At 41.1% G+C, this 12,556-nt stretch carries 9 protein-coding genes; 2 read left to right on the top strand and 7 right to left on the bottom strand.

The genetic code is table 11. From position 1 onward, the window contains the following. Nucleotides 1–191: 191 nt before the first annotated feature. From pflB to RV00_RS03460, 4 genes are all read right to left on the bottom strand, one after another. Nucleotides 192–2,483, bottom strand: coding sequence for a formate C-acetyltransferase (gene pflB, locus RV00_RS03475; protein ID WP_071861214.1), 2,292 nt, complete (start codon nucleotides 2,481–2,483; stop codon nucleotides 192–194). A 282-nt stretch (nucleotides 2,484–2,765) separates the two neighbouring features. Next, a complete protein-coding gene (gene parC, locus RV00_RS03470) occupies nucleotides 2,766–5,216 on the bottom strand; it encodes a DNA topoisomerase IV subunit A (RefSeq protein WP_071861213.1) in 2,451 nt (816 codons plus the stop codon). A gap of 14 nt (nucleotides 5,217–5,230) precedes the next feature. After that, nucleotides 5,231–7,261, bottom strand: a complete 2,031-nt coding sequence (parE, locus tag RV00_RS03465; protein ID WP_071861451.1) for a DNA topoisomerase IV subunit B — start codon at nucleotides 7,259–7,261, stop codon at nucleotides 5,231–5,233. Nucleotides 7,262–7,392: 131 nt separating this feature from the next. Then, complete coding sequence (locus RV00_RS03460; protein WP_071861212.1) at nucleotides 7,393–7,815, bottom strand: CoA-binding protein; 423 nt, start codon at nucleotides 7,813–7,815, stop codon at nucleotides 7,393–7,395. A gap of 122 nt (nucleotides 7,816–7,937) precedes the next feature. Between RV00_RS03460 and plsY the strand changes: the two genes are divergently transcribed. Together plsY and RV00_RS03450 are read left to right on the top strand one after the other, a co-directional pair. Then, the gene (plsY, locus tag RV00_RS03455; protein WP_071861211.1) at nucleotides 7,938–8,567 is read left to right on the top strand and encodes a glycerol-3-phosphate 1-O-acyltransferase PlsY; all 630 of its coding nucleotides are present in this window, start codon (nucleotides 7,938–7,940) and stop codon (nucleotides 8,565–8,567) included. Continuing rightward, a complete protein-coding gene (locus RV00_RS03450) occupies nucleotides 8,568–9,182 on the top strand; it encodes an NUDIX hydrolase N-terminal domain-containing protein (RefSeq protein WP_071861210.1) in 615 nt (204 codons plus the stop codon). A 163-nt stretch (nucleotides 9,183–9,345) separates the two neighbouring features. Here RV00_RS03450 and RV00_RS03445 read toward each other — a convergent pair whose 3' ends face one another. Genes RV00_RS03445 through hslU form a run of 3 tightly spaced genes read right to left on the bottom strand, consistent with a single transcriptional unit; the run spans nucleotide 9,346 to nucleotide 12,426 of the window. Then, complete coding sequence (locus tag RV00_RS03445; RefSeq protein ID WP_071861209.1) at nucleotides 9,346–10,215, bottom strand: aldose 1-epimerase family protein; 870 nt, start codon at nucleotides 10,213–10,215, stop codon at nucleotides 9,346–9,348. 14 nt (nucleotides 10,216–10,229) lie between these two features. Further along, nucleotides 10,230–11,018, bottom strand: a complete 789-nt coding sequence (codY, locus tag RV00_RS03440; protein ID WP_071861208.1) for a GTP-sensing pleiotropic transcriptional regulator CodY — start codon at nucleotides 11,016–11,018, stop codon at nucleotides 10,230–10,232. A 16-nt stretch (nucleotides 11,019–11,034) separates the two neighbouring features. After that, nucleotides 11,035–12,426, bottom strand: a complete 1,392-nt coding sequence (gene hslU, locus RV00_RS03435) for an ATP-dependent protease ATPase subunit HslU (protein ID WP_071861207.1) — start codon at nucleotides 12,424–12,426, stop codon at nucleotides 11,035–11,037. Nucleotides 12,427–12,556 lie beyond the last annotated feature (130 nt).

Below are 12,556 nucleotides of genomic sequence, written 5' to 3'. Positions count from 1 at the left end.
AACAGTCCCCCTAGTTCTGTATGTAAATTTTCATGTAGAAATTTTGATAACTTTTACATGAATGTAGGTTATTTTTAATAAAATTATTTTAAAAACTAAGGCGAATAGATCTCCATCCATCCGCCTTAGAAAATTACTATTGTTTGTTGCTAATAAGCTAGATATTAAGCTTTACAAGCCAGCTTTTAGTATTACATTTTTGCGTGGAATGTACGGCTGATAACATCTTCTTGTTGTTCACGAGTTAAGTCGATGAATTTAACAGCGTAACCAGAAACTCGAATAGTGAAGTTTGCATATTCTTCTTTTTCTGGATGTTCCATGGCATCAACTAATTTTTCTTTACCGAAGACGTTCACGTTCAAGTGATGAGCTCCTTGGTTGAAGTAGCCATCTAACACGTTCGTTAAGTTTTCGATACGTTCATCTTCATCATGACCTAAAGCATCAGGATTGATACTTTGCGTATTTGAAATACCATCTAACGCGTATTCATAAGGTAATTTAGTCAATGAATTCAATGAAGCCAACAAACCATTTTGTTCAGCACCGTATGATGGGTTCGCACCTGGTGATAATGGTTCGCCTGCTTTACGTCCATCAGGCATCGTTCCAGTTGCTTTACCATATACTACGTTTGAAGTAATGGTCAAGATTGATGTTGTTGGTTCTGAATTACGGTAAGTATGATAATGTTCCAATTTTTCCATGAAGGTCTTCAATAACCATACAGCAATATCATCGGCACGTTCGTCATCGTTACCATATTTAGGGAATTCGCCTTCGATCTTGAAGTCAGTTACGATACCGTCTTCGTCACGAATTGGGAATACTTTTGCATGTTTGATTGCTGATAGTGAATCGACAACGTGAGAGAATCCAGCGATCCCAGTCGCGAATGTCCGTTTCAAATCAGTATCCATTAATGCTAATTCAGCAGCTTCATAGTAATATCTGTCATGCATGTAGTGGATTGCATTCAAGGTATTTACGTACATACCAGCTAACCATTCTAACATGTCATCATATTTAGCCATTACTGCATCGAAGTCTAAAGCATCATCAGAGTCGATTGGACGGAAGTCAGGTCCAACTTGAACTTTAGATTTTTCATCAACCCCACCATTGATCGCATATAACAAAGCTTTCGCTAAGTTCGCACGAGCGCCGAAGAATTGCATTTCTTTCCCTGTTTGTGTTGCAGACACACAGCAGCAGATCGCATAGTCATCTAACCATACTGGACGCATAACATCGTCATTTTCGTATTGAATTGATGAAGTATCAATTGAGATTTTCGCTGCGTAATCTTTAAATCCTTCTGGTAAACGAGAAGAATATAAAACAGTCAAGTTTGGTTCTGGAGAAGGTCCCATGTTTTCTAATGTGTGTAAGAAACGGAAATCATTCTTAGTAACTAATGTACGTCCGTCCATACCCATACCAGCAATTGAAAGTGTTGCCCAAACTGGGTCGCCTGAGAACAATTCATTGTATGAAGGGATACGAGCAAATTTAACCATCCGTAATTTCATAACTAAATGGTCGATTAATTCTTGTGCTGCTTCTTCAGTCAATGTTCCATTTTGGATATCGCGTTGAATATAGATATCTAAGAAAGTAGAAACACGTCCGATTGACATTGCAGCACCATTTTGTTCTTTGATGGCTGCTAAGTAACCGAAGTAAGTCCATTGAACGGCTTCTTTCGCATTTTCAGCAGGACGAGAGATGTCATAGCCGTAAGCGGCTGCCATTTCTTTGATACGTTTCAATGCTTTGTATTGGTCGCTAATTTCTTCACGTAAACGGATGTCTTCTTCAGTGAATTGACCATGGCCACAGTTTTCGTGATCTTTTAATTTTTGTTCCATTAAGTAGTCGATTCCGTATAATGCTACACGACGGTAGTCACCCACGATCCGTCCACGACCGTAAGTATCAGGAAGACCTGTGATGATCTTGTTACGACGTGCTGCCCGGATTTCTGGTGTATAAACATCAAAGACTGCTTGGTTATGTGTTTTATGATAATCGTTAAAGATTTCAGTGTATTTAGGATTTGGTGTATAGCCATAGCTTTCTAATGATTCTTCAGCCATCCGGATACCACCGTAAGGCATGAATGCACGTTTCAAAGGTTTGTCAGTTTGAATACCCACAATTGCTTCTTTGTCTTTCAAACTTTCGTCGATATAACCGGCACCATATGCATTAGCAGCAGAAACAACGTCTGCTTCCATGTCTAATACGCCACCATTTTCACGTTCTTGTTTTTGTAATTTTTGTAATTTGCCCCAAAGTTCGTTCGTTGCCTCACTTGGATCTGCTAAGAAATCGGCAGCGCCTTCATAAGGTGTGTAGTTTGCTTGGATGAAATCACGAGTATTGATCTCGCTTTTCCATAGATGGCCTTTAAAACCTTCCCAAGCTGGTTTTTCAGTGTTTTTCATCTTTTCTAGTTCATTTGTTGCAGTTCCCATTTAACAAGGACCTCCTTAGAATATAAAACTTAAATACTACAGCTTCACGAACACAGTATAACACATTTATGCTATTATGCAAGCCTTTCCTTGTGAAAGATTACTTTGCGCTTGAAAATTCTTTGATACAGCTTACAACACCTTGATACCAAAGGTTTTTGAGTCTTCATTAAGACTCTTAAGTTTTCTTTGATAAGATATATTTGGTGGATTTTGTGATGTAAAAAACGGCATCTGTATTAATACAGATGCCGTTTTTAGGTTAAATCTTATAACACAGAATTATGATTCTTCAGTCAATTCTTGTGGGTTCAGGACCGAAGAAAGCTCGCCTTCTGTTTTCTCATCGATCGCGAAAGTACCGTTAGAAATGCGGTCGCTGATTGCTACCTTAGCGATTTCAATTTCTTTAGTGATCCCTTTTTCCGTCGTCAAAAGAAGTTTTCCTTCTGTCTCAGTCGTCAAGTAAACCAAACGATGTGGATTTTTCTTCAATTCACGGAAGATCATCAAGCCACGTTTTGCCCGACCTAACTGAGGCAGTTCTTGGGCCAGCATTCGCTTCGCTGCCCCTCTTTGACTTAATAACAGAATCGGTGAATCGCCTTCAGAAGGGACTAACGCACCGGCAACAACAAAATCCCCGTCTTTCAGATTGATTGCTTTGACACCAGCTGCTTTAGCACCAACTACCGGCACTTCTTCTAGAGGATAGCGCAGACCAAAGGCGCGATGAGAAGCGATGAAGACATCGACGTTCCGTACCTCACTCGTTAAGTATGCCGAGACGATTTGGTCGGTGGCGTTTTTCATCTTCATTGCACTGGTTGGACGACTACGATATGTCCGCCAAGGTGAAAATTCGGTCATCCGCGTTTGTTTGATCATACCTTCTTTACTAATGAAAAGGAAAATTTTATTGGCATCAATCTCTTTGTAGGGAAAGGCCGCAATGATTTCTTCACTCATGGACAGGTTGGTGATTGTTTGAGAAATATGTTCACCGACATCCTTCCATTTCAATTCTGTGATTTCATGAACGGGTCGATAGATCATATTCCCATGATTCGTTAAAATCAATAAATGATCCAGTGTATTCAATTTATCAATGAAAATAATCGAATCGCCGTCTTTCATTCCGTGTTCATCCGGACGTGAAGCATTATACGAACGAACACTGCTGCGTTTCAAGTAACCTTCTTTGGTTAAGGTTACGATCATATCTTCTTGAGCGATTAATACTTCGGTTTCGATCTTGATTTCAGAAATCTCATCTTCAATCTTCGTCATTCGATCATTGCCATAATTTTTCTTGATTTGACGAAGCTCTTGCTTCATGACTTTGTGTAATTCTTTTTCGCTATCTAGAATCAAATGCAATTCCTTGATCTCAGCCGCCAGTTCAGCGGCTTCCTTTTCAAGCTGCGTAATATCTGTATTCGTCAAGCGGTACAACTGCAAAGTAACGATGGCTTCAGCTTGCTCTTCAGAAAAATCGTAACGCTCAACTAAATTCGCTTTAGCATCTTTTTTATCTTTACTTCCGCGAATCGTGGCAATCACTTCGTCTAGGATCGACAAAGCTTTCTTCAAACCTTCGACGATGTGCTGACGTTTTTGAGCTTTTGCTAATTCATATTGACTCCGTTTAGTAATGACTACTTTACGGTGAGCGACATAGCTTTCTAAAATATGCTTCAAACCGACTTGTTGAGGCGTCATATTGTCGATGGCGACCATATTGAAGTTGTAGTTGATCTGCAAATCGGTGTTCTTGAATAAATAATTCAAGATTCCTTCTGCATTGGCGTCCTTTTTCAATTCCACCACGACCTGCAACCCCGTCCGGTCAGACTCATCACGAACTTCGGCGATACCGTCGATCTTTTTGTTTAGGCGGATCTCATCCATTTTTTTCACTAAGACTGCTTTATTGACTTCGTAAGGAATCTCGTGAATCACGATTTGCTGTTTGCCACCTTTTAAAGGCTCAATCGAGGTCTTCGAGCGCAAGATTACTTTTCCCTTACCGGTTTCGTAAGCTTTTTTGATTTCAGCCTTCCCTTGTAGGATACCACCGGTTGGAAAATCGGGGCCTGGGATATACTCCATGATTTTCTCTAAAGAAGCCGTTGGATGATCGATTAAGTAAATCGCGCCATCGATCACCTCGGATAAATTATGCGTCGGAATCTCCGTTGCATACCCAGCCGAGATCCCAGTTGAACCGTTGACTAAAAGGTTCGGATAAGCCGCAGGTAAAACAGTTGGTTCTTTTTCGGTATCGTCAAAGTTCCAGACAAGATCAACCGTATCTTTTTCGATATCTTTCAGCATCTCACCGCTTAATTGTGATAAGCGAGCTTCCGTATAACGCATCGCTGCTGGCGGATCACCATCCATCGAACCATTATTTCCGTGCATTTCGATCAAGACTTGACGCAACTTCCAATCTTGACTCATCCGCACCATTGCTTCATAGATTGAACTGTCACCGTGAGGATGGTAATTCCCCATGATGTTTCCGACTGATTTTGCAGATTTACGGAAGCCTTTGTCATAGGTATTGCCATCTTTGTTCATGGCGTACAAAATCCGCCGCTGAACAGGCTTCAAACCGTCACGAATATCTGGCAAGGCCCGTTCTTGAATAATATATTTTGAATAGCGGCCAAAGCGGTCACCCATTACTTCTTCTAGCGTTAACTCTTGGATTGAATGTTTTGCATCCATTGTGTGACCACCTCCTACTCATCAAACAAACTGATAGCACGTAGACCATCAGCTGTTTCTTCTGTTTCTGATTGTTCCGCAACTGGAACAGCTGGAACTTCTTCTTTATTGTCCAATAGACTGCCGTCTTCTTCTAAAGTGAACTGAACATGGCTTTCGATCCATTTACGTCTTGGTTCAACTTTATCACCCATTAAGGTCGTAACCCGACGTTCCGCCTTAGCAGCATCATCAATCCGGACGCGAACCAAAGTACGATATTCTGGGTCCATTGTGGTTTCCCACAGTTGTTCCGCGTTCATTTCCCCTAGACCCTTGTAACGTTGCAGCATATAGCCTTTACCGACTTGCTTTGTTACATCTTCTAATTCTTCATCTGTCCAGGCATATTCCACCACTTGTTTTTTGCCAGCGCCCTTTGAAACTTTGTATAAAGGCGGCAACGCGATGTAGACTTTCCCCGCTTCAATCAATGGTTTCATGTAACGATAGAAGAAAGTCAATAACAACACCTGAATATGGGCCCCGTCGGTATCCGCATCGGTCATAATAATGACTTTGTCGTAATTACAATCCTCAATAGAAAACTCCGGACCAACGCCTGAGCCAATCGTATAGATCATCGTGTTGATTTCTTCATTTTTCAAGATGTCTTGCATCTTCGCTTTTTCGGTATTGATAACTTTCCCACGTAATGGCAAGATCGCTTGGAACTTCCGATCACGGCCTTGTTTGGCCGAACCACCGGCCGAATCTCCTTCGACTAGGAAGAGTTCATTGCGCGCGGCGTTACGTGATTGAGCCGGCGTTAATTTACCAGAAAGCAACGATTCACCTTTTTTACGTTTCTTCCCATTACGACTTTCTTCACGGGCTTTGCGGGCAGCTTCACGAGCTTCACGAGCTTTGATTGCCTTACGAACTAACATTTGGCTGTTTTCACTATTTTCTTGTAAATAAAAACCCATTTGCTCGCCAATCACATTATCAACTGCGCCTCGAGCGGCTGGTGTTCCTAATTTTTCTTTTGTTTGACCCTCAAACTGCAAAAGATTTTCTGGGATACGAACAGACAGTACCGCAGACAAACCTTCACGGAAGTCTGAGCCTTCTAAATTTTTATCTTTTTCCTTCAATAAGCCCGATTTACGAGCATATTCATTGAAGGCTTTAGTCATTGACGTTTTCATCCCCGACTCATGAGTACCGCCATCTTTTGTTCGAACATTATTAACGAAGGAAAGAACATTTTCAGAGTAACCATCATTGTATTGATAAGAAAACTCAACTTCGATCCCTTCTCGTTCACCGGAAAAATAAACCACCGGTGTCAGTGTATCTTTGTCTTCGTTCAAATATTCAACGAATTCCTTGATCCCTTCTTCAAAATGGAAGACTTCTTCCACTTTTTCTTCTCCTCGTAAATCAGTTAAGGTAATCTTTACTCCGCGTAATAAGAAGGCGGATTCCCGTAACCGTTCGGAGAGCGTTTCGTAGGAGAAGTGCATCGTCGTAAAAATTTGATCATCTGGTAAAAAATGGACGGTTGTTCCATTGGGTTTACGAGTTTTACCAATCTTTTTCAATGTTCCTTGCGGTTTGCCACCGTTTTTAAATTCCTCGCGATATTCCATGCCATCGCGCACAATCGTAACTGTTAGCCACTCGGATAGTGCGTTTACCACACTGGCACCTACACCATGCAACCCGCCAGAAGTTTTATAACCGCCTTCTTGCCCAAATTTTCCTCCCGCATGAAGGATGGTAAAGATGACTTCTACGGTAGGAATTCCTGAGGCATGCATCCCAACCGGCATTCCCCGACCTTTGTCACTAACTTCTACGCTGTTATCAGCATGTAGCGTCACAGCAATGTCACTACCGTAGCCGGATAATGCTTCATCCACCGCATTATCGACAATTTCATATACTAGATGATGCAAGCCACGACTATCGGTCGAGCCAATATACATCCCTGGTCTTTTTCTAACTGCTTCTAATCCTTCGAGAACCTGGATCGAAGCGTCATTGTATTCGTTGTTCATCTTAGCCAAGCTTACAACTCCTTATCTAAAGTACATCATTTGTATGATACGCTAAAAGCCGATAAAAAAAAAGCCTCTCCTAAAAATGAAAAGGCGTTTTTCTATCTTTTTTAACAAATTAGACACGCTTTTTACGCGCGTTTATTTAATTCAATCTTGATGCAACGATCCATCACGATATCGCTGCGACCCTTTGAACGTAAGACTTCTGCAGCTTCAGCACTGTATAAGCCAAGCTGTGCCCAAAAAACTTTGGCATTTGTTTGTAAAAATTCTTCTGCCACCGCTGGTAAAAATTCGCTACGACGGAAAATGTCGACAATGTCAATTGTTTCTGGTACGTCTGTCAGCCGAGCCACTACTGGAATGTCATTAACCGTTTCGCCGGCTAGTTTTGGGTTAACACCGTACAATTTATAGCCATGGCTTTTTAGCACGTCGGCAATTTGATAACTCGTCTTTTCTGGCTTGTCACTTAAGCCTACGACTGCGATAACTTTGGCATCTTCTAAGTATTGAAAAATTTTATTTTGTTTCGGATTTTGAAAACTCATCTGCTTTCCCTCACTCGATCGTCATTTTAATTTACTCAATGTAGTATAGCACGTGATTTGAATTTGTTCACTGATTTGAAATCTGCTAAAATAGCCTTACTAACAGAGAAATGAGGATTTATATGAAAATCGCTATACTGATCGTGTTAGCTTATCTTTTAGGCTCCATTCCATCTGGAATTTGGATCGGAAAAATCTTTTTCAAAAAAGATATTCGAAATTTTGGCAGTGGCAATTCAGGAACCACGAATACCTTTCGAGTTTTAGGTAAGACGGCCGGCCTTATTGTTTTTGCAATGGATTTATTGAAAGGAACTTTGGCTACTTGTCTGCCAATAATTTTTCATTTAGATGTCAACCCTTTATGGTTTGGTTTGATTGCAGTCATCGGCCATACTTTGCCGATCTTTGCCGGCTTTAAAGGTGGTAAAGCCGTCGCCACTAGCGCTGGGATGCTTTTAGGCTATTCGCCGCTGTTCTTTTTTTACTCACTAGTCTTTTTCTTGATCGTTCTTTATCTATCCAGCATGGTGAGTGTAGCGAGTATTTTTTCCGCTATTTTCGTTACTCTTTCATCCATTGTTTTACCGTATCTTTGGCCCACTATTTTACCAACACATAATTGGCTGCTGACCTTGATTTGTTTTCTCCTGACTTGTTACATTATTTATCGTCACAAAGAAAATATCCAGCGCATCAAAACTGGCACAGAAAATCGAGTGTCCTTCGGCTTAAACAAAAAGGAGAAATAAATGGAGGAACAATTTTTAGATTGGGCGATTGAATTACAGGCCTTAGCCCAAGCAGGATTGACCTATACAAAAGATATTTTCGACCAAGAACGTTTTGAGCGCATTCGGACGATTGCCACTGAAATGCTAGCCAGCCAATCACCGCTGCCTACAGCAAAAGTCCGGGAATTATTTGCTACTGAGACCGGTTATCCAACCCCGAAACTCGATACTCGGGCAGCTGTCTTCAAAGACAATCGGATTTTACTGGTGCAGGAGAATAACGGCTTATGGTCATTGCCTGGTGGCTGGGTCGATTTTGATCAATCCATCAAAGAAAATACTATTAAAGAAACGCTAGAAGAAACAGGCTTATCGGTCGAAACGCTAAAAATCATCGCCCTTCAAGACCGCAACAAGCACAATCCGCCTCGTTATGCGTACAGTGTCTGTAAAGTTTTTGTTGAATGTCTCCCATTAGGCGGCAGCTTCCAGAAAAATATCGAAACCTTGCAAATCGATTGGTTCGATTTAGCTGAATTGCCTCCTCTTGCTGTGGAGAAAACAACAGCTCAGCAAATCGGCTTATGCTTCGACGCTCATCATAGTGATGATTGGTGCGTCCCCTTTGATTAAAAGATCGAAACTAACTTCTAAATTCCTGTTTATACGCGAAAAGAAGCTGAGACATTAATTTGTCTCAGCTTCTTTTCGCGTATAAACGGTATGTCCGAAGTAGCTTCTTTAGAAATAAGCCGAAATTTCTTGAAGCTGAACACTTCTGTTCCAACTTCTTATTTTAGCTTACGGTAATCGAAAATTCTGTTTTAAAATGCTCATTTCCAGCTAAACGATTCATGCCTTCTTTATCTTCTAAACGACCGTTGCTGTCGACTGTATCCGCAAAGCCCCACCAAGGTTCAATGCAGACAAAAGGTGCTTCTGCCGGATAAGGCGACCACAAGCCTACATAAGGAATATTGTTATAGGCCAACGTAACGCTGTGAGAAGATTCTTCACTCCCTAAAGTATAAGCGTTCAATCCTCTTGTTTCATAGATCAGTGCATCCTCTTTAAACAGCCCACGACTCAATTGGATATTCGTATTGGTCTGTCCGATGGTTTTTTGATCTAAGTTTGTAAACGGCCCATCCAAGGGAATCTTCACCCGTGATTTTTGTGGTGAGAAGGCGATAAAATAATCATCGAACTGCAGCTCGTCAGTCAGCGGAATATTAAACGCCGGATGCCCGCCCAATGCGAAAATCATTTCCTCTTCACCAGTATTTTCTACATCAAAGCGAATCCGAACACCCTCGCCCCAAATCTCATAGCTGACCGTCAAAGAAAAATCAAAAGGATAAACCTTTTTCGTCTCCTCATCACTGGTTAGAACCAGCGTGACTTTTTCCTTCGTCTGTTCTAGCACCTTAAACTCTTTATCACGAGCAAATCCATGCTGTCCAATAGGATAAGTCTTACCTTGATATGAATATTGATTGTCTTTCAGGCGTCCGACAAACGGAAATAAGATTGGCGCATGACGACCCCAATATTGGGGATCTGCCTGCCAGATATACTCAATCTCATTAGCACGTAAGCTAACCAATTCTGCGCCTTTTTCATTGATCGTTGCTTCCAAAAAATCATTTGTAATTGTTACTGACATAAACATCCCACTTCCTATTTATGGCGTACCAGCTCTTCTTTAAACAATGGATTTAAGACTTTCAAATAGGTTCCCTTCATTCCAAGTGAACGTGATTCAATGATACCCGCAGATTCCAATTTACGCAACGCATTAACGATCACGGAACGAGTAATGCCAATTTTGTCTGCGATATTCGAAGCAGTCAAACGACCTTCGTCTCCTTCTAATGCGTCGAAAATCGCTTTGACCGCTTTTAGCTCACTATAAGAAAGTGTACTAATCGCCATTTGAACCGCCGTTTGACTGCGGATTTTCGCTTCAACATTCAGAAACTGCTGATACAAAATTTCCATCCCAATAACTGTCGCGCCATACTCTGCTAAAACAAGATCATCATCGTCAAAAGCGCCTTCTGTCCGAGCCAAGATAATCGTTCCTAAGCGTTCCCCTGAACCAAAAACAGGAACAACCGTGGTTAATCCGCTGGGATATAATTCAGCCCGTTCGGTTGGAAAAGCAGTCAATTCATTGGCGATTGGAATATTCGCCTCGGTCTTAAAGACTTCTTTCATTTCAGAGACATAACGATCCGGAAATTGGCGATCCACTAAAAACGAGCGGACGCGATCCGTATTAATATCAATTTTTTCATTTAAACCCAACAATTTTCCTTCGGCACCGATGATATAGGTCAGTGACCCAAGGACATCCCCCAAGATACGCGCCATATTATTGTAAGGTAATTCGGCAGTTGGTTCGAAAGCATTTTTTTGCTGCATTAACTTATTGATCTGGCGTGTTTTTTCTAATAATGTTTCCACTTTTTCCCCTCCATTTTTAAAGAATATAACGACTTAAATCTTTATTTTGCGCAATTGATACGAGTTTTTCGTCAACATAAGCTTCCGTAATCGTGATCTCGCCCATTTGCATGTCTGGTGCTTCAAATAATAGATCTTCTAGTAATTTTTCTAAAATCGTGTGAAGGCGTCGTGCTCCGATATTATCCGTTTCCCGATTCACATCAAAAGCAATCTGAGCAATCCGGTCGATCGCTTCTTTGGTGAAAACAATATCAACGTTTTCGGTTCCAACTAATGCGATGTATTGTTTGATTAAAGCGTTATTCGGTTCCGTTAAGATCCGAACAAAATCCCCCGCTGTCAAATCGCTTAATTCCACCCGGATTGGGAAGCGTCCTTGCAATTCAGGAATCAAATCACTAGGTTTTGATAGACTGAAAGCACCACTCGCAATAAACAAAATGTGATCGGTTTGGATCGCACCGTATTTCGTATTGACTTGAGACCCTTCTACGATCGGCAAGATATCCCGCTGAACTCCTTCACGAGAAACTTCACCAGAGTTTTGCTGCGACTTCGAAGTAATCTTATCAATTTCATCAATGAAGATAATCCCAGAGCTTTCAGCTAATTTAATTGCCGCCGTTGAGATATCGCCTTCATTCACTAATTTCGCTTGTTCCTCTTTTACTAAAATTTCTTGGGCGTCTTTGACTGTAACCGTTCGTTGGATCTTTTTATCTGGTGTCAAAGCTCCCAGCGTATCAGACAAATCAATCCCCATTTGTTCCAAGCCATTGTTCATCGGCATTGCTTTTTTAGGTTCGCTAACCTCGATCGTAACCTCACGTTGATCCAATAAGCCTTTTTCTAATTGCTCAAGAACTGTTTGGCGATTCACTTTGATGTCTTCGGTCACTTCTTCTTTTGGTTCGTTTTGTGTTTGATTGAAGATATTCATCATTTGCTCGTAAGGATTATTGCTTTGTTTTTGTTCCTTTTTAATGCCCGGAACTAACAGCTTCACTAAACGCTTATTCGCTCGTTTTAATGCTTGAGTGTAAACCTTTGAATATTGTTCCTTTTCAACGATCGTGATCGCGTTTTCAACTAAGTCCCGTACCATCGATTCCACATCACGACCAACATAGCCGACTTCCGTGAATTTGGTCGCTTCTACTTTGACGAAAGGTGCCTTGACAATTCGTGCCAAACGACGAGCGATCTCAGTTTTGCCGACACCAGTTGGTCCAATCATTAAAATATTTTTAGGCGTTACTTCTTGCTGCATCGATTCTTCTAGCTGCATCCGGCGGTAACGATTCCGTAAAGCAATCGCCACAGAACGTTTCGCATCATTTTGACCGATGATGTATTGATCCAGTTCACTTACAATTTCCTTAGGCGTTTTATTAACTTCAGTCATGGTTGATTCTCCTTACTCATTGATAGTGTAATTATTTTTCCTATAGAAAAATAAAGTCGATTTTTCGTACCGTATATCATTCCACTAAACTTATTTAGTGTTTGTTTCAGTCGTTTTTATTTTGTTACTT

Source organism: Enterococcus devriesei, assembly GCF_001885905.1.
Lineage (GTDB): Bacteria > Bacillota > Bacilli > Lactobacillales > Enterococcaceae > Enterococcus_A > Enterococcus_A devriesei.
Note: the sequence above shows the minus strand (reverse complement) of the source record. Positions and strands in the feature narration are given on the sequence as shown.